This window comes from Streptomyces sp. NPDC048566, from assembly GCF_043199735.1.
In the GTDB taxonomy this organism is placed as follows: Bacteria; Actinomycetota; Actinomycetes; order Streptomycetales; family Streptomycetaceae; genus Streptomyces.
This window is the reverse complement of the sequence record NZ_JBICWL010000023.1, coordinates 1-22330: the sequence shown is the minus strand read 5'-3', so window position 1 is coordinate 22330 and position 22330 is coordinate 1. Positions and strand designations below refer to the sequence as shown.

The window sequence follows — 22330 nt, the reverse complement described above, 5'->3', positions numbered from 1 at the left end:
GACATGACGCCCACAGCAGAAGGAACGGCGACCCTCGACGAGCGGATCACCGGAGCCCTCGTCGGAGCGGCCGTCGGCGACGCGCTCGGCGGACCCGTCGAGGGGTACTCCCCCGAGCAGATCGCCGAGCGCCACGGCGGCCGGGTGCGCGGTGTCGTGGGCCCCTGGAACGGCGACGGCTGGGCCACCGCCCGCCCCATCGCCCCGTACCACAAGGGCGACGGGCACGTCACCGACGACACCTTGATGACCCACGCGCTGGTCCGGGTGTACGCCGCCGTCCGCGACCACCTCGACGCCTACGCCGTCGCCACGCACCTGGTCCCCGACCTGATGACGACGCCGCGCTGGATCCCGGAGCTGGAGACCGAGGCGCTCCCCCTCCAGCGGATCTTCCTCGCCGAGAAGTGGCTGGTGGCGCGTCTGCACTACGGCCACGTGGACCCCCGCGAGGCGGGCACCGGGAACATCGTCAACTGCGGTGCCGCGATGTACATGGCCCCCGTCGGCCTGGTCAACGCGGCCGACCCGGCCGGGGCGTACGCGGAGGCGCTGGACGTCGCCGGCGCCCACCAGTCCTCCTACGGGCGCGAGGCGGCGGGCGTGTTCGCGGCGGCGGTGGCGGCGGCCTGCGCGCCGGGCGCGACCCCCGACTCGGTGGTCGCCGCCTGCCTGGCCCTCGCCAAGGACGGCACCCGGGACGCCGTCGAGGCGGTCTGCGACACCGCCTCCCGCCACACCGACTTCGAGTCGGCACTCGGCCCGCTGCGCCGGGCGGTCGCCCCGTACGACACCGTCGGCCCCGACTACCGCGCCCCCTCGCTCGGCGCGCGGCGGCCCTCGCGGCTCCACTCCATCGAGGAACTCCCCGTCGCCCTGGGCATGGTGGTGCTCTCCGGCGGCGACTTCCGGCACGCGGTGCTCGGCTCGGTCAACTACGGGCGCGACTGCGACTCCATCGCCACCATGGCGGGGGCCGTCGCCGGCGCGCTCGGCTCCGCGGTCCCGCACGACTGGGCGAAGACGGTGGCGGAGTCCAGCCGCCTGGACCTGGAGGCTCCGGCACGCGTGCTCGGCGAGGTCACCCGGGAGATCTTCGGCCGGGACGTCGAACGCCGCCGGCGCCACGAGGCGGCCCACGCCGTGCTGACGGGCACGCCGTGCTCCGGCTGACCTGGGTGCAGCCCGAGGACCTGCTCGGACACGAACTCCACCAGGCCGCCCAGGACGGCCGGGCCGCGGAGTCCGTCGCCGCCCGCTGGCGCGCGGCGGGCGGGCCGCCCGCCCCGCTGCGTGCGGGCGCCTCGCCGGTCCCCGCGGAGCCGTCGCTGCGCCGGCTGGCCCTGGACCTGCTCGACGAACTCGACGCGCTGCCCGTCCCGTCGGCCGACGACGAGCCCACCGACCTGGCACGGATCAGGGCTCGCTGCCCGCACTGGCCCGAACCGCCCGCCGCGCCCGCCGCCGCTCCCGACCCGGTCCGGCTGGAGGCCGCCTGGCTGGGCCGGGCCGCGGGCTGCCTGCTCGGCAAGCCCGTCGAGAAGATCCCGCTGCCCGGCATCCGCGCCCTGGCCCGCGCCGCGGGCAACTGGCCGCTGCGCACCTGGTTCACCGCGCGGGGCGTGCCGCCCCGGCTGCTGGAGGCCCACCCCTGGAACCGGCGCTCGGCCCCCACCTCGCTGGCCGAGAACATCGACGGCATGCCGGAGGACGACGACCTCAACTACCCGCTGCTGAACATCCTGCTGCTCCAGCGGTTCGGCCGGGGCTTCGGCACGGCGGACGTGGCCCGGCTCTGGCTGGACGAACTCCCCGCCGGCCGCGCCTTCACCGCCGAGCGGGTCGCCTACGGCAATCTGCTGGCCGGCGTCGAGCCGCCGGACACCGCCCGCCGGCACAACCCCTTCCGGGAGTGGATCGGCGCCCTGATCCGCGCGGACGTGCACGGCTGGACCAACCCCGGCGACCCGGCCGCCGCGGCCGGACAGGCCCACCGCGACGCCGTCCTCACCCACACCGGCAACGGCGTCTACGCGGCGATGTTCACCGCGGCGGTCGTCGCCGAGGCCGCCACCGGCACGAGCGACGTCCACGCCTGCCTGCGCACCGGCCTGACCGTCGTCCCGCCCGCCTCCCGGCTCGCCCGCGCGGTCCGCCACGCCGTCCGACTCGCCCGCACGACACCGGACTTCGACGCCGTCGTGGACGAACTGCACGCCGTCCACGGCGGCTACCACTGGGTGCACGCCGTGCCCAACACCGCCGTCGTCGCCGCCGCCCTCACCCACGCGGACGGCGACTTCGGCGCGTCCGTGTGCCGCGCGGTGTCCGGCGGCCTGGACACCGACTCGAACGGCGCGACGGCCGGCAGCGTCGCCGGTCTGCTCGCGGGCAGCCCCGGCGCGCTGCCCGACCGGTGGCGGAGCCCCCTGAAGAACCGGCTCGCCACCTCCGTCGCCGACTTCGACGGAGTCGGCTTCGACACCCTCGCCCAGCTCACCCGACGGGAGGCCGTTCGCCCATGACCCACATCGCCGTGCTCGGCAGCACGAACATGGACCTCGTCGCCTATGTCGCCAGGGCCCCGCAGCGCGGAGAGACCGTGACGGGGCGGGAGTTCCGCACCGTCCCCGGCGGCAAGGGCGCGAACCAGGCGGTGGCCGCCGCCCTCGCGGGCGCCGACGTCCGCCTGATCGGCGCGGTCGGCACCGACCCCTTCGGCGTCCAGCTCCGCTCCACGCTGGAGCACTTCGGCGTGAACACCGATCATCTGCGCACGGTGGACGGGCCCTCCGGGACCGCCCACATCGTGGTCGACGACGAGGGCGCCAACGCGATCGTCGTCGTCCCGGCGGCGAACGGCACCCTCACCGCCCTCGGCCCCGGCGACGAGGGGCTCATCGCCGGGGCGGACGCGCTCCTGCTCCAGCTGGAGATCCCGCTGGAGGCGGTCGTCGCCGGCGCCGAGACCGCCCGCCGGCACGGCGTGCGGACCATCCTCACCCCCTCCCCCGCCCGGCTCCTGCCGGCCCGCCTGCTGTCCTGCGTCGACCTGCTGGTGCCCAACCAGCACGAGGCCGCCGCGCTCACCGGCCGCGCCGACCCGGCCGCGGCCGCCGCCGTGCTCCTGGAGCAGGTCGAGGAGGTCGTCGTCACCCTGGGCGCGGCCGGCTGCCTGCACGCGGCGCGCGGCTGCGCCCCCGTCACCGTGCCCGCCCCCGAGGTGACGGCGGTGGACTCCACCGGCGCCGGCGACACCTTCGCCGGCAACCTCGCGGTGGCGCTCGCCGAGGGCCGGGAGACGGCCGAGGCGCTCGCCTGGGCGTCGTCGGCCGCCGCCCTGTCGGTGCAGCGGCACGGGGCCACCTCCTCGATGCCGCACCGCTCACAGACCGACGCCTGCCGGTCCCGCTCGTGAACGGGCCGACCGGCGACGGCCGCGCCGGGTCCGCGGGCTCCCTGGCCGGACTGCGCGTCCTGGACCTCGCGACCCTCTTCGCCGGGCCGCTCGCGGCCACCCTGCTCGGCGACTTCGGCGCGGAGGTCGTCAAGGTCGAACACCCGCGGCAGCCGGACCCCTCCCGGGGCCACGGCCCGTCCAAGGACGGCATCGGCCTGTGGTGGAAACTGCTCGGCCGCAACAAGCGCACCATCACCCTGGACCTCTCCCGGCCCGGCGGCCGGACCACCCTGCTCCGGCTCGCCGCCGGCGCGGACGTGATCATCGAGAACTTCCGGCCGGGGACGCTGGAGAAGTGGGACCTCGGCTGGGAGGAGCTGTCCGCCGTCAACCCGCGGCTGGTGCTCGCCCGGGTCACCGCCTTCGGCCAGTTCGGCCCCTACGCGCGCCGCCCGGGCTTCGGCACGCTCGCCGAGGCGATGAGCGGCTTCGCGGCCATCACCGGCGAACCGGACGCGCCGCCCACCCTGCCGCCGTTCGGCCTGGCCGACTCCATCGCCGCGCTGGCGACCGCCTACGCCGTGCTCACCGCGCTGAACGCGCGCGAGCGCACCGGCGAGGGGCAGGTCGTCGACATGGCGATCATCGAGCCGATCCTGACCGTCCTCGGCCCGCAGCCGATCTGGTACGACCAGCTCGGCCACGTCCAGGAGCGCACCGGCAACCGCTCGGCGAACAACGCGCCCCGCAACACCTACCGGACGGCGGACGGCTCCTGGGTGGCCGTCTCCACGTCGGCGCAGTCCGTCGCGGAGCGGGTGATGCGGCTCGTCGGCCGCCCCGATCTGGTCGACGAGCCGTGGTTCGCGACCGGAGCGGACCGGGCCCGGCACGCGGACGTCCTCGACGCGGCGGTCGGAACGTGGATCGCGCGGCACGGCCGGGACGAGGTCCTCGCGGCGTTCGAGAAGGCGGAGGCGGCCGTCGCGCCCGTCCAGGACGTCCGCGACGTCATGACCGACCCGCAGTACCGGGCCCTGGACTCCGTCACCACCGTCGACGATCCCGAACTGGGCCCGCTGCGCATGCAGAACGTCCTCTTCCGGCTCTCGGCCACACCCGGCGCGATCCGCTGGGCGGGCCGCCCGCACGGCGCCGACACCCGGGCCGTCCTCGGCGAACTCGGCATGACCGACACGGAGATCGAGGCCCTGCGGGCGGAGGGAGCGCTGTGACGGACGAGCCGCTGCCCCTGACCCACCTGTACGCGCCCGGCGACCGTCCCGAGACGGTCGCCAAGGCCCTCGCCTCCGGCGCGGACGTCGTGCTCGTCGACCTGGAGGACGCGGTCGCCCCGGACCGCAAGGAGTACGCCCGGGCCGCCACCGCGGACCTCCTCGCCGACCGGCCGCCGGTCCCGGTGCACGTGCGGGTCAACGCCCTGGACGGCCCGTTCGCCGACGCCGACCTGAAGACCCTCGCGGTACTGCCCGGCCTCTCCGGCCTGCGGCTGCCGAAGGTGGCCTCCCCCTCCGACGTCGTACGGGCGGCGGCCTGCGCGGCACTCGCCGAAGGGGACACCGTCCCGCTGTACGCGCTGCTGGAGACGGCTCTCGGCGTGGAGCGGGCCTTCGCCATCGCCTCGGCGCACCGGGCGCTGCGCGGCATCGCGATCGGCGAGGCGGACCTGCGCGCGGACCTCGGCATCCGCGACGGAGCGGGCCTGGACTGGTCCCGGGCCCGGGTGATCGTGGCGGCTCGCGCGGCGGGCCTGCCGCCCCCCGTCCAGACGGTGTATCCGGACATCCGCGACGTGGAGGGGCTGGCCGCGTCCTGCGCCCACGGGCGCGCGCTGGGCTTCCTCGGCCGGGCGGCCATCCACCCCCGCCAGCTCCCGATCATCGAGCGGGCCTACCTGCCGACCTCCGCCGAGGTGGAGGCGGCCGAGGCCGTCGTCGCGGCGGCGGCGGCCGAGCCGGGCGCCCAGGCCCTGCCGGACGGCCGCTTCGTCGACGCGGCGGTGGTCTCCGGCGCCCTGCGCACCCTGGCGCTGGCCCGGCGCGCGGTGTGAACGCGCGGTGTGAACGCGCGAAGGGGCGCCGCGTGACGCGGCGCCCCTTCGCTTCGTGCGGTGGCGTCAGCCCTTCTTGGCGGAACCCGCCTCGTCCCGGCTGCCGGACGCGGTGCCGGGCGCCGTCTCGGATGCCGTCCCGGCCTCGGCCGGGCCGGCGTCGGCGGGCTCCGCGGAGGGGGCGGTGTCCTCGGCGGCGGACTCGTCCGCCTCCGGGCGGGCGCCGGCGGCCTCGCTCCCGGCCGCGGTCCCCGCGTCGGCGCCGGTCGCCGGCTCACCGTCCCCGGTGTCCTTCGGCGTGCCCTCCGGTCCGCTCGCCTTCTCGTCCTCGGCGGCCGTCGCGTCATCGCCGGCCGGGGTGTCCGGTCCGGCGCCGGGCTCCACGATCTCCTCGCGGCCCGGACGCATCCGGGACGAGAGCACGATGTACAGCACCGCCAGCAGGAACACGCCGAGGGCGGTCCAGTCGTTCAGCCGCAGGCCGAGGATGTGGTGGGCGTCGTCGACGCGCATGTACTCGATCCAGAAGCGGCCCACGCAGTACGCGGCGACGTACAGCGCGAAGGCCCGCCCGTGGCCCAGCGAGAAGCGGCGGTCGGCCCAGATGACCAGCAGGCCCACGCCGATGCACCACAGCGACTCGTACAGGAAGGTCGGGTGGTAGTAGCCGGGGACGCGGCCGTCGGTGGAGGAGGTGATGTGCAGCGCCCACGGGACGTCGGTGGCCCGGCCGTACAGCTCCTGGTTGAACCAGTTGCCCCAGCGGCCGGCGGCCTGCGCGAACGCGATGCCGGGGGCGACGGCGTCGGCCCACGCGGGCAGCGGGATGCCCCGGCGGCGGCAGCCGATCCACGCGCCCACCGCGCCGAGCGCGATCGCGCCCCAGATGCCGAGCCCGCCTTCCCAGATCTTGAAGGCGCCCACCCAGTCGCGGCCCTCGCTGAAGTACAGCTCGTAGTCCGTGATCACGTGGTAGAGCCGGCCGCCGACCAGGCCGAAGGGCACGGCCCACACGGCGATGTCGGCCACCGTGCCGGGCCGGCCGCCGCGGGCGACCCAGCGCCGGTTGCCGAGCCAGACGGCGAGGAAGACGCCGATGATGATGCAGAACGCGTAGCCGCGCAGCGGAATGGGGCCGAGGTGCAGCACACCGCGCGACGGGCTGGGGATGTAGGCAAGTTCCATGGCAGGGTCGACGCTACCGTGCCGGACGGCCCCCACGCCGGGCGGCCCCGCAACGGGTCCATAACGTGCTGTGACCCGCTGGAGGCTCCGCGGTGTCCCCGGCCCGCGGCCGGGCCGGGGGGCACCGCGCCGGCGGGCGGCTCAGCCCTGGGCCGCCGCCTCGACCATCTGCTTGAGCTTGGCGGGCGTCATCGACTGGTCCGCGTAGATGTTCTTGCCGTTGAACAGCACCGTCGGTGTGCCGTTGAAGCCGCTGCTGCGGAACGCGGCGTTCGACTTCGTGACCCAGCTGTCGTGGGTGCCCTTGTCGACGCACGCGCGGAACGCGGGCGTGTCCAGTCCGTCGACCTTGCCGGCCAGCTCGACGAGCTTGGCGTTGTCGGCGAAGGTGTCCTCGGTCTCCTTGGGCTGGTTCTCGTAGAGCACGTCGTGGTAGGCGCTGAACTTTCCGGCGTCCTGGGCGCAGGCCGCGGCGTTCGCCGCCGCGCGCGAACCGCTGCCGCCCATGTTCCCGTCGATCAGGGTGACGAGGTGGTACTCCACCTTGAGCCGGCCCGCGTCCACCAGCTCGTGGACGGTCGGACGGTACGTCGCCTCGAAGGCCTGGCAGGCCGGGCAGCGGAAGTCCTCCCAGACGGTGAGGGTGGACGGGGCCGCGTCCTTGCCGACGGGGATGGCGAGACCGTCCTTGCCGGTGGCTCCCGAGGGAGTGACGACCGGGGCCGCCGCGTCGCTCTTGTCGTCCTTGCCGGAGTTGGCGGCGACCACGCCGATCACGGCCGCCAGCCCCAGCACGCAGACCACCGAGGCCCCCACGATCAGCGCGCGCCGACGCTTCTCCGCGCTCTTCTGCTTCTCTCGCTCCGCCGCCATCCGCTCGCGGGCGCTGCGCTTTCCGTCACGGTTCTTCTCGCTCACATCCGGCAGAACGAACCGGGGAGGCGCAGCGCGCCTCCCCGGTCGAAGGTCCACCCGTTCGAGTGAGCCGCCCGTCCTCGGGCGGGAACGACCGCCGGGGTCAGCCGGTGGCGCGCACGCCCCGGGCGAGGTCGGCGGCGAGGTCCCGCACGGCGTCGAGACCGGCCGCCTCGTCGGGGGCGTCCAGCATCCGCTTCACGAACGCGGAGCCGACGATGACGCCGTCGGCGAAGCCGGCCACCTCGGCGGCCTGGGCGGCGTCCGAGACGCCGAGGCCGACGCAGACGGGCAGGTCGGTGGTCGCCTTGGTGCGCGTCACCAGGTCCCGGGCCTGCGCCCCGACCGACGCGCGGGTGCCGGTCACGCCCATCAGCGAGGCCGCGTAGACGAATCCGCTGCCCGCCGCGGTGATCTCGGCGAGACGCGCGTCCCTGCTGCTGGGCGCGGCGACGAAGACGGTCGCCAGGCCGTGCTTCTCGGCGTGCTCCCGCCACAGCGCGGACTCCTGGACGGGCAGGTCGGGCAGGATGCAGCCCGCTCCGCCGGCGTCCGCCAGTTCGGCGGTGAACCGCTCGACGCCGTAGCGGTCGACGGGGTTCCAGTACGTCATCACCAGCACCGGCTTGCCGGTGGCCTCGAAGGACTCGCGGACGGTCCGCATCACGTCCGCGATCTTGAGCCCGCCGCGCAGGGCGATGTCGTCGGCGGTCTGGATGACGGGGCCGTCGAGGACGGGGTCGCTGTGCGGCAGCCCCACCTCCACGACGTCGGCGCCGCCTTCGAAGACCGCCTTGACCGCGGAGATCCCGCCGTCGACGGTCGGGAAGCCGGCCGGCAGGTAGGCGATCAGCGCGGACCTGCCCTCGGCCTTCGCGGCGGCGAGGGTGTCGCTCAACAGCCGGATGTTGCCGCTCACTTGGCGTCCCCCTCGATCTCGGCGTGCTCGCCGTCGGCGTCGGCGGGGACGACGGCGTCGACCCCGGTGTCGTACAGCCCGAAGTAGCGGGCGGCGGTGTCCATGTCCTTGTCGCCGCGCCCGGAGAGGTTGACGACGACGAGCCCGTCCGGGCCCAGTTCCCTGCCGATGTCCAGGGCGCCGGCGAGGGCGTGCGCGGACTCGATGGCCGGGATGATGCCCTCGGTGCGGGAGAGCAGCCGCAGCGCCTGCATCGCCGCGTCGTCGGTGACGGCGCGGTACTCCCCGCGGCCGGTGTCCTTGAGGTAGGCGTGCTCGGGGCCGATGCCGGGGTAGTCGAGTCCGGCGGAGATCGAGTAGGGCTCGGTGATCTGGCCCTCCTCGTCCTGGAGCACGTACGACCGCGATCCGTGGAGGATGCCCGGCTCGCCCGCGGTCAGGGTCGCCGCGTGCTCGCCGGTCTCGACGCCGTGCCCGGCCGGTTCGCAGCCGATCAGTCGGACGCCGGCGTCGGGGATGAAGGCGTGGAACAGCCCGATGGCGTTCGAGCCGCCGCCGACGCAGGCGACGGCGGCGTCGGGCAGCCGTCCGGCGCGTTCGAGGATCTGCCGGCGGGCCTCGACGCCGATGACCCGGTGGAAGTCGCGGACCATGGCGGGGAAGGGGTGCGGGCCCGCGACGGTGCCGAAGAGGTAGTGGGTGCGGTCGACGTTGGCGACCCAGTCGCGGAACGCCTCGTTGATGGCGTCCTTCAGGGTGCGCGAGCCGGACTTCACGGCGATGACCTCGGCGCCGAGCATCCGCATCCGGGCCACGTTCAGGGCCTGGCGCCGGGTGTCGACCTCGCCCATGTAGATGGTGCAGTCGAGGCCGAACAGGGCGCAGGCGGTGGCGGTGGCGACGCCGTGCTGGCCGGCGCCGGTCTCCGCGATGACGCGGGTCTTGCCCATCCGCTGGGTGAGCAGGGCCTGGCCCAGCACGTTGTTGATCTTGTGCGAGCCGGTGTGGTTGAGGTCCTCGCGCTTGAGGAAGACGCGTGCTCCGCCCGCGTGTTCGGCGAAGCGCGGCACCTCGGTGAGGGCACTGGGGCGCCCGGTGTAGTGGACGAGGAGGTCGTCGAGCCGGCGGGCGAACTCGGGGTCGGCCTTCGCCTTGTCGTACTCGACGGCGACCTCGTCCACGGCGGCGACCAGCGCCTCCGGGATGAACTTGCCGCCGAACGCGCCGAAGTAGCCCTCGGCGGACGGAACGGTGCCGTCGGGATCGGGAAGGAAGAACTCGCTGGACATGCGGATACCTCGCTGGGGCGACAGCCCCGGTCACGGGTCGGAAGGGATCACGGTGGCCGCAGGCACACGCGCTCCGCCGTCCCCGACGTGCTCGTCGGGGACTCGCCGCCCCGGTCGCGGCGCCGCGGCGCAGGGCGCGGCGGGGACGGCCGGAGGGCCGCCCCGGTCTCCCGGAGGGAGACCTCAGCCGACCCGCGGGGCGGGTTCGGCCGGACGGGGCGTGAGCGCGCGTACGCGCGCGGGCCATCGCATCCCGTTGACCTGGCCCGGCTCGTCCCCGATGACGTAGCGGACCCGGCGCCCGTGCACCCGGCGGGCGGGCGCGCGGCAGCCGCGCGGACGGCAGCCGCGGGCCAGGCGCGCGTAGCGGTCGCGGGCCGCCGAGGCGGCCGGCGGCACGGCACCGGAGGGCGGCAGGGGCCGCGCTGCGCCGAGGCTTGCGTGGAGGGCGGTAGACCCGTGCGGTGCGGCGGCCGGGCGAGGGTCCGCGGCGTCCGCGCGCGCCGGGCGCCGTCCGGCGCCGTGCCGGTCCGGGGCGCCGGCCCCGGTCCGAGGCACCGGCGACCCCGCGCACGCCGCCGCGCCGTCGGGGCGACGGCCCGGACGGCGTGCGGCGGAGGGGGTCGCGGCGGTCACCGGCGGATCAGTCCCGTCCGTGCCGCAGCGCCGGGTGGGCGCCCGCGGCGACGAGGTCGGAGACGGCGGTCCTCGGATCGCGGCCGGTGACGAGGGACTCGCCGACCAGGACGGCGTCGGCACCCGCGTTGGCGTAGGCGATGAGGTCGTGCGGGCCCCGGACACCGGACTCGGCGATCTTCACCAGGTCGTCCGGGATCTCGGGGGCGACGCGCTCGAAGGTGGCGCGGTCGACCTTCAGGGTCTTGAGGTTGCGCGCGTTGACCCCGACGACCTTCGCCCCGGCGTCCACCGCGCGCTCGACCTCGTCCTCGTCGTGCACCTCGACCAGCGGCGTGAGCCCGATGGACTCGGCCCGCTCGATCAGGGACTCCAGGGCGGGCTGGTCCAGCGCCGCGACGATGAGCAGCACCAGGTCGGCGCCGTACGCGCGGGCCTCCCAGAGCTGGTACGACGTGACGACGAAGTCCTTGCGCAGGACCGGGATGTCCACGCGCGCGCGGACGGCCTCCAGGTCGGCGAGGGAACCGCCGAAGCGGCGCTCCTCGGTCAGCACGGAGATGACGGCCGCGCCGCCCGCCTCGTAGTCGGCGGCCAGGGCGGCGGGGTCGGCGATCGCGGCGAGCGCGCCCTTGGACGGGCTGGAGCGCTTGACCTCGCAGATGACCTTGACGCCGTCGCCGCGCAGGGCGGCCAGGCCGTCCCGGGCCGCGGGGGCCTTCGCCGCGCGGTCCTTGAGCTCGTCGAGGCTGACGCGCGCCTGCCGCTCCGCGAGGTCGGCACGGACTCCGTCGATGATCTCGTCGAGCACACTCACGCGAGCGGCCCCCTTCCTGCCGTGGACGGTCGAAGCGGTCGACCCGGTTCACCGCCGATGACGGAAAAGTGGGTCACTGCGATGGTATCCGGAGGTGGGCGCAGCCCTCGCATCCGGTTGACGCCGGTCCCACCACCTGGGACGTTCACCGGGTGATCAAGGATGCAGCCAGGCGCCGAAGGGCAGATTCCGGACAACCGTGAAGACCAGCAGCAACGTCCCCACGGTCCACAGGTGCACCGGCCCGAGGTCGAGCCGGACCGGCCGGCCGCGCAGCGAGCGGATCACCCAGAAGGCCCACAGAACGGCGAAGACGAGGTAGCCGCCGACGGCCGGGGCGTTGTCCGTGAGCGCCGCGGCGACGTCCCCGTGGGCGACGGCGTGCGCGCTGCGCAGCCCGCCGCAGCCGGGGCAGTAGATGCCGGTGAGGCGCAGCAGGGGGCAGGCGGGGTAGTGACCGGGCTGGTTGGGGTCGACGGCGCCGACGTAGGCGAAGGCGCCCACGACGGCCGCGAGCACGCCGGCCGGGGCGGAGAGCCGCCGCAGGACCCCGCTCGTCCCGGGGGCCGCCGGGCCGGGAGCGGGACGGGCCCCCGCCGGGCCCGCGGCCGCCCTGGGCGTGGACGTGGTCCGGGGAGCGGGCTCGGCGGTCGGCGTCACCCTCTGGGATTCGGCGTTCACCCGACGCATTCTGCCGCGCGCCGGACGCGGACGCCCGCCCGGGACGCCGTCAGGCGGCCCCGGAACCGGGCCGGGGCCGCCTGACGGCGGGGCCGTCACCGATCAGGCGTCGGCGCGGGCGGTCTCCGGGGCGCGCCCGACCTGCGGGGCGGCGGCCTTCGGCTGGCCCAGGCCCATGCTCCGCATGACCATGCCGACGACACCGCCGATGACGACGACGACCATGCCGGCCCAGAAGCCCAGCGGGTCGGCCATCACCATGAAGGCACCCGCGACGCAGAAACCGATGAAGGCGATGATGACACCGGTCCAGGCGGCCGGGGTGTGGCCGTGGCTGCTGCCCGCCATGACTTGCTCCTCGTTGCTCTATGCGTGTGTGAGTCGGACGCTCGGCGTCCATTGTCCCGTACGGGCGGGGGTGCCCCGAGCGGGGGGTGGGTCTGGTCTGCGGGTCCGGGCTGAACCGGGCGCGGTGCCCCCGGGCGCCGGGCCCGCGCGGGGCGGGGGCCGGCTGCTCCCCCGGGGGCCGGGTCCCGGCCGGTCGGGGCTCAGGACCCCGCGGGGTCGGGCCGTGTCGGGTCCTCGCCGCGGTCCAGGGCCTTCCAGAGGTCCTCGGGGCGGTCGGGGTCCACCGGCTTCGTCTTGCGGGGCCGGGGGGTGCCGTCGCGCTCGTACCGGCCGGACATGGCGGGCCACAGGCGTCCGTAGCGCAGGGCGAGCAGCCCGGCGAGCAGGATGAGCGCCCCGCCGGCGGCGGCCGCGTACGGCCAGGCCGTGTGGGTGAGCCCGGACGCGGTGGCGGCGGTGTTGCCGGAGGCCGCGGCGGCCTGCTCGTCGAGGGCCGAGCTGTCGCCGGCGCCGAGGACGGCGGCGAGGACGGTGCCGGCGCCGGAGAGCGCGAGCAGCGCGGAGACCAGCAGCCGGCCGGAGCGGCGGACGGCGAAGACGGCGACGAGCGCGGCGAGGCCCACTATCGCGAGGGCCGCGGGCACACCCGTGACGTCGCTGCCCTTCGCGGTCAGCGGAAAGGCGCCGCCGGCCACGGTCGCGGTCCCCTCCGCCCAGCTCTGCCGGGTGGACAGCAGGGCCACGGCCGCGCCGAGCGCACCACTCAGCAGGGCCACGGCGAGGCTGCGGCGGCCGGACCGGGAGGGGCCCGCGGCTTCGGATCGGGGGTGAGGTACAGCAGTCACGTACTCCACTATCGCCTGAACCCCGGGCGAACCGTCACCCGGGGCTCACGTGACGCTCGTCCTATCGCGCGGGCCGGGACGCTCCCGTCCCGGCTCCCGCGCCGCCCAACTGCCCGCCGTCCGCCCGGACGAGCGGCCCCGGGGCCCGGGTGCCGCGGCCCGTCCCGGGGGTCAGCCGCCGAGGCGGTTCGCCGTGTGCACCGCCCGCAGGACCGCTGCCGCCTTGTTGCGGCACTCCTCGTCCTCCGCCTCCGGAACCGAGTCGGCGACGATGCCGGCACCGGCCTGGACGTACGCGGTGCCGTCCCGCAGCAGGGCGGTGCGGATGGCGATCGCGGTGTCGGAGTCGCCCGCGAAGTCCAGGTAGCCGACACAGCCGCCGTACAACCCGCGCCGGGAGGGCTCCAGTTCGTCGATGATCTGCATCGCCCGCGGCTTCGGCGCACCGGACAGGGTGCCGGCGGGGAAGCAGGCGGTGAGCACGTCGAAGGCGGTCCGGCCGGCGGCCACCCTGCCCGTCACCGTGGACACGATGTGCATCACGTGGGAGTACCGCTCGATCGACATGAAGTCCACGACCTCGACGGAACCGGGCTCGCAGACCCGCCCCAGGTCGTTGCGCCCGAGGTCGACGAGCATGAGGTGCTCGGCGCGCTCCTTGGGGTCGGCGATCAGCTCGTCGGCGAGCGCCTGGTCCTCCTGGACGGTGCCGCCGCGCGGCCGGGTGCCCGCGATGGGATGCACCATCGCCTGCCCGTCCTCGACCTTGACGAGGGCTTCCGGGGAGGAGCCGACGACGTCGAACCCGTCGAACCGGAACAGGTACATGTACGGCGAGGGGTTGGTCGCCCGCAGCACCCGGTAGACGTCCAGCGCGCTCGCCGTGCACGGCGTCTCGAAGCGCTGGGAGGGGACGACCTGGAAGGCCTCGCCCGCCCGGATGCGCTCCTTGACGTCCTCGACGGCCTCCCGGAAGTCGGGACCACCCCAGAGCGCGGTGTACTCGGGCAGCTCGGAGGGCGGCAGCGCGGCGGGCGGCTGGGAGACGGGGCGGGAGAGGTCGGCCTCCATCGCGTCCAGGCGGGCGACCGCGTCGGCGTACGCCTCGTCCACGCCGGTGTCGAGGTCGTTGTGGTTGATGGCGTTGGCGATCAGCTGGACCGAGCCGTCCCAGTGGTCGAGGACCGCCAGGTCGCTGGTGAGCAGCATCGTCAGCTCGGGCAGCTTCAGGTCGTCGCGGTCGCCGGGGCCGATCCTCTCCAGGCGGCGCACGATGTCGTAGCCCAGATAGCCGACCATGCCGCCGGTGAACGGGGGCAGGCCCTCGCCGTGCGGGGTGTGCAGAGCCTGGAGGGTGGCGCGCAGCGCGGCGAGCGGGTCGCCGTCCACGGGGACGCCGACCGGCGGGGTGCCGAGCCAGTGCGCCTGCCCGTCCCGCTCGGTGAGGGTCGCCGCGGAGCGGACCCCGACGAAGGAGTACCGGGACCAGGACAGCGAGGTGCGGCCGTTCTCCGCGGATTCGAGCAGGAAGGTGCCGGGGCGCTCGGCGGCCAGCTTGCGGTACAGCGCGACCGGCGTGTCGCCGTCCGCGAGCAGGGTGCGGCTGACGGGGATGACGCGGCGGTCGGTGGCCAGCTTGCGGAACGTGTCGAGGTCCATGGCGGCCGACCCTACTGATCCCGGGCCGGTGCGCCGGAACCGGCGGGCCGGGTCGCGGCCGCGGCGTCTTCCGGCGGCACGTCGTCCGTCAGCAGCACGTCGGCGTCGAAGCAGGTGCGGTCGCCCGTGTGGCAGGCGGCACCCACCTGGTCGACGCGCACCAGGACGGTGTCGGCGTCGCAGTCCAGGGACACGGACTTCACGTGCTGGACGTGCCCGGAGGTGTCGCCCTTGACCCAGTACTCCCGGCGGCTGCGCGACCAGTAGGTGCAGCGGCCCGTGGTCAGGGTGCGGTGCAGCGCCTCCTCGTCCATCCAGCCGAGCATCAGCACCTCACCGGTGTCGTACTGCTGGGCGATGGCGGGGACGAGCCCGTCGGCGCCGCGCTTGAGGCGGGCGGCGATCTCGGGGTCGAGGCTGCTGGGCGGAGGCGTGCTGGTCATGCAGGCCATTGTGCCGCGCCGGGCGGACGGGGCCGGCCGTCGTCCACGGGCCGGACCCGTGCCGCCGGTTCCGGGCGCACCGGACCGGGCCCGCCGGGCCGTCCACTGGGCGCAGCGCCCGCCCGGTCGTAGGCTGGCTGGCATGTCGACCCATGCCAAGCGTGAACGACTCCTTTTCGCCGACCTGTTGGAAGCGGTGGGCCCGGAGGCCCCGACTCTCTGCGAGGGCTGGAACGCCCGGGACCTCGCGGCCCACGTGGTGGTCCGCGAGCGGCGCCCCGACGCGGCCGGAGGGCTTGTCGTCAAACAGCTCGCCCCCCGGCTGGACCGGGTGATGACGGAGTTCGCCGCCAAGCCGTACGAGGAACTGGTGCAGCTGGTCCGCACGGGGCCGCCGCGGTTCTCGCCGTTCTCCCTGAAGCAGATCGACGAGGCGTCGAACGTGGTCGAGTTCTACGTGCACACCGAGGACCTGCGGCGGGCCGAGCCCGGCTGGACCCCGCGGACGCTGGACCCGGTGTTCCAGGAGGCGCTCTGGTCGCGCCTGGAGCGCACGGCCCGGCTGATGGGCCGCAACACCCCGACCGGCGTGGTCCTGCGGCGCCCCAACGGCCAGACGGCGGTGCTGAACAAGAACACCCCGGTCGTGACGGTGACCGGCGAGCCGTCCGAGCTGCTGATGTTCGCCCTCGGCCGCCAGGCGGTCGCGGACGTCGAACTGGACGGCGACAAGGAGGCCATCACCAAGCTGCGGGACAACAGGCAGCTGGGGATCTGAGCGGGCCGGGGGTGGGGCCCGGCGGAGATCCCCCCGGCCCCGTCTCCCCCGCAGCCCGCTGCGGCGCGGACCTCACCGGCTCCGGCGGGCCCGGCGGGCCCGCGGCCCGTCCCGGCAGCGGTCCGGCCCGCTCGGCGGTTCTCCGGCGCACCGGGTCGTGCCGCCTCGGGGGCGGCCCGTCGGCTGTTCCGCGCGACGAGCGGGCTCCCGCCCACCCCGCCGGCCGTGCCGCGGTCCGGCGGGGCGGCTCCGCTCGGCGCAGGCCGGGGACGCCCCGGGCGGAGCGGCCCACCGCCGGTCCGACGCGCCGTCTCGGGAGCCGCGCACTGCCCCCGAGACGGCCCCGGCGCCGCCCCTGCGGCCGGCGCCGGGGCCGCCCGGGACGGGCGAGCCCCTCGGGAACAAGCCGGGGCCGTGAAGGCCGTGCGCACGGCCGCGGTCACCCGAGGCCCGGTGTCACGGGTCGAGCAGCGCGTGTGCGGCCAGGGCGAGGGAGAGTTCCACCACGTCGGCGGGGCGGGTCAGGGAGCGGCCGGTGAGCTGTTCGCAGCGGCGGAGCCGGTTCAGGACCGTGTTGCGGTGGCAGTAGAGCCGGCCCGCCGCCCGCTGGGCGGAGCCGTCGCAGGCGAGCCAGGCCGTGAGGGTGTCGAGCATGACGTCCCGGTCGGAGAGGTCCAGCCGCAGCAGCGGCCCGAGCACCCGCTCGGAGAGCGCCGCGCCGAGGGCCGGGGCGGTGACGACGAGCGCGGCCGGCAGGTGTTCCTCCAGGACGACGGTGCCGCCGGCCCTGGGGCAGGCCCGCAGGGCGGTGTCCGCGAGACGGCGGGCGTCGCCGATCGCCGCGAGCCCGTCCACGACGGGGCTCACGCCGATCCGCGCCACGGGCGGGGCGGTGATGCGGCGGGCGATCTCGCCCGCGTCCATGTCGAGCCCGTACGCCCGGCTCCGCCCCCCGTCCCGGCCGCCGCCGGGACGGGAGCCGGAGTCGCGCTCGCCGTCGCGGTCCGGGTCGGGCCCGGATCTCGTTCCGGGTCCGGTACGGGGGGTGGGTCTGATTCCGGGACGGGGGGTGGGTGCGGGACGGGGGGCGGGTGCGGGACGGGGTTCGGCCCCGGAGGCGATGCGGGAGCCGCGCCCAGGACCCCGACGGCCTCGGCCGGGCTCTGGCCCCTCCCCCGGACCGGTGCCGGAACGGAGGCCGGTGCCGGAACCGAGGCCGGTGCCGGTGCCGGAGCCGGAGCCGGAACGGAGGCCGGCCCCGGACCCGCCGAGGCCGGAGCCGAGCCAGATGCCGGAGCCGGACCCGGCGGGGCCGTACCCCGCGCCGGGGCCGGGTGCGGCGCCGGCGCCGGTGATGCCGCCGGGGGCGTCGTCCGGTGGGCCGTCGTGCGCGTCGGCGCCGGGCTCGGCGTCGAGGAGCCCGGTGTCGTGGCCGTGGCCCGCCGCACCCCCGTCGTGCGGGTGGCCGCCGAGCAGCACGATGCCGTAGCCGCCCGCGCCGTCGCGGTCCCGGCACCACAGGACCCGCAGGCCGGAGAGGTGCACCTGGCTCCGCGGTTCGCACGGCACGCGCCCGGCGGGCAGCCGCGCCAGCACGACCGCGTACCTGCCCTGCTCGGGCAGCCCCAGCGCGGCGGCCGTGGCCGGCAGGTCGGCGATCCGCGCGGTGCCGTCGAGCAGGGCGGCCGTCATCAGCCGCAGCCGGTTCTCCCGGCGCCACGTCAACTCGCGCTCGGTCTGCCGGTAGGCGTCGGCCACCACGGCGCAGTGGTCGTCGACGAAGTTCCAGACGTCGGCGGCGACGTGGACGAGCAGGCGGGCGTCGGCGGGGTGGCGGCGGGTCGTCTCGTCGACGAGTTCCTGCCAGACCATGCCGCCGCCGAGGCGGAAGGCGCGCAGCAGCGCGTCCAGCGGGAGTCCGCGTTCGGCCCGTGCCCGGCCGATGGCCCAGGAGCAGCGCCGCGCGTCCTCCCGCAGCTCACCGGGCCGGATCAGCGATCCGACGTTGAGCCGCAGTGAGCGCCGGACCTCGTCGCGCACGCTGTCCACGTCGCTCTCGATGGCCGCGCGATAGGCGGGCTCGCGCTCCCGCAGCAGGACCAGCAGGCGTTCGGTGAGGTCGTCCAGCCCCGCCATCAGCGCCCGGGCGGCGCGGTGCAGGACCGACAGGGCCTCCGCGTCGACGGCGGAGCCCGCGCCCGGCGCCGGGGGCCGCCGCCCGGGCAGGGGCCGGCCGTGGGCGGGTACGAGGTGCTGCATCGCTGTCCTCCACCGGAGTCGGCTCGGTCCGTGCGCCCGCTCGCGGCCGACACGCGGCACACGGGCGCTCGGGACCTCCTGATCCCGCAGGATGACATACCGCCCGGTCGGTACCTAGGGGTCTGCGGTGGTCTTCTCCGCACGGTCCACCCAGCGGGAGAGCTCCACGCGGGAGCGCACCCCCAGCGCGGCGAAGACATTGCGCAGGTGGTGGTCCACGGTGCGGGGGCTGACCGACAGCCGTAGCGCCACCTCGCGATTGGTCGCCCCCTCCGCCACACAGCGCGCGATCCGCAACTGCTGCGGCGTCAGCAGGGCCAGGGGCCCAGCCGGTTCGGCCGCCCCCGCCTCGCCGGTGGCGCGCAGCTCCGCCCGGGTCTGCGCGGCCCAGCCGGGCGCTCCGCTCCGCTCGAAGGAGACCAGCGCGTCCCGCAGCCGCCCCCGGGCCTCCCCCGGCCTGCGCCTCCGTCTCAGCCATGTCCCGTACAGGAGTTGGGTGCGGCCCCGTTCGAAGTCGCCGGTGGCCTCGTCGTGATGGGCCAGGGCCGCGGCGAACAGCGGCTCGCACGCCTCGCCCTCGGTCAGCAGCGCACGGCAGCGGGCGAGTTGTGCGGGCGCCTGCGGGTCGGCGCCCTGCGCGGTCCAGCGGGCGAACTCCGCCACCGCCGCTCGGGCGGCCTCCGCCTGTCCGGTGCGGGCCGCCGCCTCGACGAAGCAGGGCACGGCGAGCATCCGTACCGCGAAGTGGCCGCGGCGCGGTCCGGCGCCGACCAGCGGCCCCAGCCGGGCGGCGGCCTCCGGGAGCCGCCCGCGGGCCAGGTCGGCGCGGGCCCGCGCCCACTGCGCCAGGGTGGCCGCCTGCGCGAGCCCGTGGGGCGCGGCGACGTCCTCGGCGGCCGACGCGTGCTCGGCTACGCCTTCCCCGTCCCCTTCCACGGACGCCACCAGGGCGAGGATCGCGTGATGGTGGGCCGCGAGGTTGCGCTGCCCGGCGGCGCGGGCGGCGCGCAGACCGTCCTCGGCGTGGGCGCGGGCCCGCGCGTGCCGGCCGGCGCGCAGTTCGCCGTACGCCAGGCGTTCCAGCGCCTGGGCGACCAGGACCGACGGCCCGCGGACCCGGGCGAGTGCGAGGGCGCGGGAGTTGGCCCGGCAGGCGGCGGGGAGGTCGCCGGCGACGAGGGCCGCCCCGCCGGCCAGCAGCAGGATCTCGGGGGCGTCGGGGAACCCGACGGGCCCCGTCGCGTCGACCACCTCCCGCAGCCGGCGCCGCCCCTGCTCCAGCCGGCCGCGCAGGACGGCGGACATCCCCGCCCGGTACGCGGCGACGCGCCGGTCCTCCTCCGGGTTCCGGGGCGCCCCGCCGTCCGGGGCGGTTTCCTCGCGGGGCTCCGCGACCGGGCTCCCGCCTCCCGCGCCGGGGCCGGCGGCCGGGCCGGCCCACGAGGGCCCGCCGGGACCACACTCCAGCACCTCCCGGCAGGCCGCCGCGTCCCCCGTCGCCCAGGCCGCCTCCAGCGCGGCGAGCCGGGCGGCCAGGAACCGGGCCGGTGCGGCCGGGGCCAGCAACTCGGCCGCCAGCAGCAGCATGTCGCGGGCGTCGGCGACGGGCCCGCTCTGGAGCACGAGCCGGCCGTCCACCAGCAGGGCCGCTCCGCGGACGACGTCGGGGCCCTCCTCCCAGCCCGCCCGGCCGAGCAACTCCCGTGCGCGGCCGGGACGTCCGGACCGGCGGGCCCGTTCGGCGGCGTCGACCAGCCCGAGGGCGCCCTCGCGCGCGGCGTCGGCGTCCCCGGCCCCGGTCCGGACGGCGCCCGGCGGATCGTCCGCGCCGGACGGGTTCGGGGCAGCGGCTCCGGCACCGCCGGGCGGTCCGGCGGCCGCCGGAGGCCCGTCCGTGCCGGGCGCCGCCACCGGCCGCGCGCCGGGGCGGTGGGCGTCCCGGCGCCGCGGGTCGTATACGGCCGTCGCCTCGGCCGGAGCGGTCCCCGCCGCCCGGCGCCGGGCATCGGCCGGGCCGTCGCGGCGCGCGGCACGGCGACCCGTGGAGGGCGGGGCGCCGTCGGCGGGCCGGGGCGGTTCCGGCGCGCTCGCGGTGGCGGGTACCGGCGAGTCGGGCGGGACGCCGGGGCCGGCCGCGGGCCCCGCAGGGCCCGGGCGGCCGGGGTCGCGGCCGGCGGCGTCGTTCGCCGCCTCTCGCGCAGGCGACGGTAAGGCGCTCCGGCCCGCTGCCCGGAGTGGAGTGCGCGCGGGGGCGTGTCCCTTCACCATCCTCACGTTACGTCCGCGTAACCGGCGGCGGAAGACCCGCGACCGTCAACCCACTCGCCCCACAAACCCTCTGTGACCTGGGAAAACCGTGTTGCGGCGGGGGGCCGGATGGGCCGGCTCCCAGGCTCCGGGCCCCAGGCGTGTGCACCGGCACAGGCCCCCTCCCCCGCACCGCCGACCGGGGTCCGGCACGGACCCCGGTCGGCGGGCGGGGTGCCCGAGTCGGCGTCCGGCACCGGCACGGGAGGCGGGGGGTGGCCATCGGTGGCCACCCCCCGCCTGCGGGTCGTGCGGGTCGTACGGATCAGACGATCGCGGCGCCGACGCGGGCCGGCGGGGTCGGGGTCAGGAGGTGTGCGGGCAGGTGCCCCGGTACTCGGCGATCGTGAGGGACGGCTGCGGCAGCGGGCAGAGGAACTGCTCGTAGCGGGTGTCGTCGTCGATGAACCGCTTCAGCCACGCGATGCTGTACTTCGCGATCGTGGTGTTGGAGCTGTTGGGCGTGAAGTGGGTGGCACCCCGCAGTTCCAGGTACGCCTTGTCGAGGCTGCCGGGCAGGCTGCGGTAGAAGGGCTCGGAGTGCGTCGCCACCGGGGCGATCGTGTCCCCGTCGGCGCCCACGACGAGCGTCGGCGTGCGGACCTCGGGCCAGGTCGTGTCGAGGTTCCAGCCCGTGAGCGGGATGGCCGCCTGGAGCGAGGGACGGCTCTTCGCCGCCTCCAGGGTGCCGCCGCCGCCCATCGAGTGGCCCATCACGCCGAGCCGCGAGGTGTCGATCCGGGACCGTATGGAGCTGCGCTGGGTCAGGTAGTCCAGCGCGGCGAGCAACTGCCGCCCCCGGCTGGCCGGCTGGTCGAGCGTGGTGATGGTGTCGATGGTGAACACCACGAAGCCCTGGGAGGCCAGCCGCGGACCGAGCCAGGCGATGGAGGACTGGTAGGCGGTGTATCCGGGCGAGATGGCGATGGCGCCGAAGGTCCCGTCGCGCGTCGTGGTCGGGTAGTAGACGGTGCCGCCGCCGAACCCGCTGACCAACAGCGAGGAGACGCCGCTCTGGGACACGGCGTACGGCCCGCGGGCCGCCTCGATGGAGGACGTCGTGGGCGCCGGACCCCGCTCGTACGGGTTCGCGGCCGGCTGCGCCGAGACGGCCGGTGCGGGGGACGCCTGCGCTCCGGTGGCCTGGGCGGCGACGAGGCCGCCCGCGGCGAGCAGCGCGGCGAGAGCGGCCCGCGTGAGACGGGTGGTGAGCCGGCGGGGCCGGCGGGCGGACGGCGCGGGGCTGCCGCCGGCCGCGCCGGGCAGGGTGCGGTTCTGCTGCACGGTGGGTGCATCCTCTCGGTGAGGGACGACGGACCCGCGCCGCGCCCGGAACGTCACCGGGCATGGGTGTCGGATGACGCTCGCTGCGGGGCGGCGGGGTCCGTCTCGGTGGTTGCGGTGGCAACTGTCCGGCTCCGGACCACCCGCGCACATCGGCGGAATCACCGGTTTCGGCTTGCACCGGGCCCTCCTTCCGGCCCCATCGCCGCCCCGGACGGTACGCGCCCCGGCCCCGCCTCCCCGCCAGGCGGCCGTCAGGCGCCCGGACCGGGGCGGCGACACCGGCGGCCGGACGGGGGTGCCGGCGCCACGGCCGGCACGCCCCGTCGCGGCGCCGGCACCGCACGCGGGCACCGCGCAGGAGGGCGGACAGCGACGACGGCCCCCCCCCGGGGGGGGCCGGGGGCGCCCGGGGGGGGGGGCGGGGGGGGGGGTCGGGGGGGGGGGGCCCCCCCCCCGGGGGGCCCCCCCGGGGGGGCGCCGGCCCGGGGCGC

The 22330-nt window shown here is 76.5% G+C and carries 20 protein-coding genes; 6 read left to right on the top strand and 14 right to left on the bottom strand.

Going from position 1 to position 22330, the window contains the following annotated elements:
• Positions 1 to 3: 3 nt before the first annotated feature.
• Genes ACGFS9_RS26475 through ACGFS9_RS26455 form a run of 5 tightly spaced genes read left to right on the top strand, consistent with a single transcriptional unit; the run spans position 4 to position 5471 of the window.
• Entirely contained in the window at positions 4 to 1173 is a 1170-nt protein-coding gene (locus ACGFS9_RS26475; protein ID WP_393256703.1) for an ADP-ribosylglycohydrolase family protein, read from the top strand.
• Complete coding sequence (locus ACGFS9_RS26470; protein WP_393256702.1) at positions 1161 to 2525, top strand: ADP-ribosylglycohydrolase family protein; 1365 nt, start codon at positions 1161 to 1163, stop codon at positions 2523 to 2525. Before ACGFS9_RS26475 ends, ACGFS9_RS26470 begins: the two co-directional genes overlap by 13 nt.
• Positions 2522 to 3418 carry a ribokinase gene (locus ACGFS9_RS26465; RefSeq protein ID WP_393256701.1) on the top strand — a complete coding sequence of 299 codons (897 nt, stop codon included), beginning with the start codon at positions 2522 to 2524 and terminating at the stop codon, positions 3416 to 3418. The genes ACGFS9_RS26470 and ACGFS9_RS26465 overlap by 4 nt, the downstream gene beginning before the upstream one ends.
• Positions 3415 to 4635 (top strand): CaiB/BaiF CoA transferase family protein, encoded by a 1221-nt coding sequence (locus ACGFS9_RS26460; RefSeq protein ID WP_393256700.1) that lies wholly within the window; start codon positions 3415 to 3417, stop codon positions 4633 to 4635. The genes ACGFS9_RS26465 and ACGFS9_RS26460 overlap by 4 nt, the downstream gene beginning before the upstream one ends.
• On the top strand, positions 4632 to 5471 hold the full coding sequence (locus ACGFS9_RS26455; RefSeq protein ID WP_393256699.1) for an HpcH/HpaI aldolase/citrate lyase family protein: 840 nt from the start codon (positions 4632 to 4634) through the stop codon (positions 5469 to 5471). The genes ACGFS9_RS26460 and ACGFS9_RS26455 overlap by 4 nt, the downstream gene beginning before the upstream one ends.
• A gap of 66 nt (positions 5472 to 5537) precedes the next feature.
• On the opposite strand, the gene lgt is transcribed toward ACGFS9_RS26455, so the two are convergent.
• The 11 genes from lgt to hisI form a co-directional block, all read right to left on the bottom strand.
• The gene (gene lgt / locus ACGFS9_RS26450; RefSeq protein WP_393256698.1) at positions 5538 to 6656 is read right to left on the bottom strand and encodes a prolipoprotein diacylglyceryl transferase; all 1119 of its coding nucleotides are present in this window, start codon (positions 6654 to 6656) and stop codon (positions 5538 to 5540) included.
• Positions 6657 to 6797: 141 nt separating this feature from the next.
• Complete coding sequence (locus tag ACGFS9_RS26445) at positions 6798 to 7574, bottom strand: thioredoxin domain-containing protein (RefSeq protein ID WP_393256697.1); 777 nt, start codon at positions 7572 to 7574, stop codon at positions 6798 to 6800.
• 100 nt (positions 7575 to 7674) lie between these two features.
• Positions 7675 to 8490, bottom strand: a complete 816-nt coding sequence (trpA, locus tag ACGFS9_RS26440; RefSeq protein ID WP_393256696.1) for a tryptophan synthase subunit alpha — start codon at positions 8488 to 8490, stop codon at positions 7675 to 7677.
• On the bottom strand, positions 8487 to 9779 hold the full coding sequence (trpB, locus tag ACGFS9_RS26435; protein ID WP_393256695.1) for a tryptophan synthase subunit beta: 1293 nt from the start codon (positions 9777 to 9779) through the stop codon (positions 8487 to 8489). Before trpB ends, trpA begins: the two co-directional genes overlap by 4 nt.
• A 183-nt stretch (positions 9780 to 9962) precedes the next feature.
• Positions 9963 to 10196 (bottom strand): tryptophan biosynthesis modulator TrpM, encoded by a 234-nt coding sequence (gene trpM / locus ACGFS9_RS26430; protein ID WP_393256760.1) that lies wholly within the window; start codon positions 10194 to 10196, stop codon positions 9963 to 9965.
• A 226-nt stretch (positions 10197 to 10422) separates the two neighbouring features.
• Positions 10423 to 11232: an indole-3-glycerol phosphate synthase TrpC gene (trpC, locus tag ACGFS9_RS26425; RefSeq protein WP_393256694.1), complete on the bottom strand. Its 810-nt coding sequence runs from the start codon at positions 11230 to 11232 to the stop codon at positions 10423 to 10425.
• A gap of 156 nt (positions 11233 to 11388) precedes the next feature.
• Positions 11389 to 11922, bottom strand: coding sequence for a DUF2752 domain-containing protein (locus ACGFS9_RS26420; protein ID WP_393256693.1), 534 nt, complete (start codon positions 11920 to 11922; stop codon positions 11389 to 11391).
• Between the two features lie 93 nt (positions 11923 to 12015).
• On the bottom strand, positions 12016 to 12261 hold the full coding sequence (locus ACGFS9_RS26415; protein ID WP_393256692.1) for an HGxxPAAW family protein: 246 nt from the start codon (positions 12259 to 12261) through the stop codon (positions 12016 to 12018).
• Positions 12262 to 12461: 200 nt separating this feature from the next.
• Entirely contained in the window at positions 12462 to 13115 is a 654-nt protein-coding gene (locus ACGFS9_RS26410) for a TIGR02234 family membrane protein (protein ID WP_393256691.1), read from the bottom strand.
• Positions 13116 to 13277: 162 nt separating this feature from the next.
• Positions 13278 to 14765 carry an anthranilate synthase component I gene (locus ACGFS9_RS26405; protein ID WP_393256690.1) on the bottom strand — a complete coding sequence of 496 codons (1488 nt, stop codon included), beginning with the start codon at positions 14763 to 14765 and terminating at the stop codon, positions 13278 to 13280.
• A gap of 11 nt (positions 14766 to 14776) precedes the next feature.
• Positions 14777 to 15208, bottom strand: a complete 432-nt coding sequence (hisI, locus tag ACGFS9_RS26400; RefSeq protein WP_393256689.1) for a phosphoribosyl-AMP cyclohydrolase — start codon at positions 15206 to 15208, stop codon at positions 14777 to 14779.
• A gap of 142 nt (positions 15209 to 15350) precedes the next feature.
• Between hisI and ACGFS9_RS26395 the strand changes: the two genes are divergently transcribed.
• Positions 15351 to 15986, top strand: a complete 636-nt coding sequence (locus ACGFS9_RS26395; protein WP_393256688.1) for a TIGR03085 family metal-binding protein — start codon at positions 15351 to 15353, stop codon at positions 15984 to 15986.
• A 456-nt stretch (positions 15987 to 16442) separates the two neighbouring features.
• Here ACGFS9_RS26395 and ACGFS9_RS26390 read toward each other — a convergent pair whose 3' ends face one another.
• From ACGFS9_RS26390 to ACGFS9_RS26380, 3 genes are all read right to left on the bottom strand, one after another.
• Positions 16443 to 18245: a PucR family transcriptional regulator gene (locus ACGFS9_RS26390; RefSeq protein ID WP_393256687.1), complete on the bottom strand. Its 1803-nt coding sequence runs from the start codon at positions 18243 to 18245 to the stop codon at positions 16443 to 16445.
• Between the two features lie 114 nt (positions 18246 to 18359).
• Positions 18360 to 20156 (bottom strand): LuxR C-terminal-related transcriptional regulator, encoded by a 1797-nt coding sequence (locus tag ACGFS9_RS26385; protein ID WP_393256686.1) that lies wholly within the window; start codon positions 20154 to 20156, stop codon positions 18360 to 18362.
• 702 nt (positions 20157 to 20858) lie between these two features.
• Entirely contained in the window at positions 20859 to 21836 is a 978-nt protein-coding gene (locus ACGFS9_RS26380) for an alpha/beta hydrolase family protein (protein WP_393256685.1), read from the bottom strand.
• Positions 21837 to 22330 lie beyond the last annotated feature (494 nt).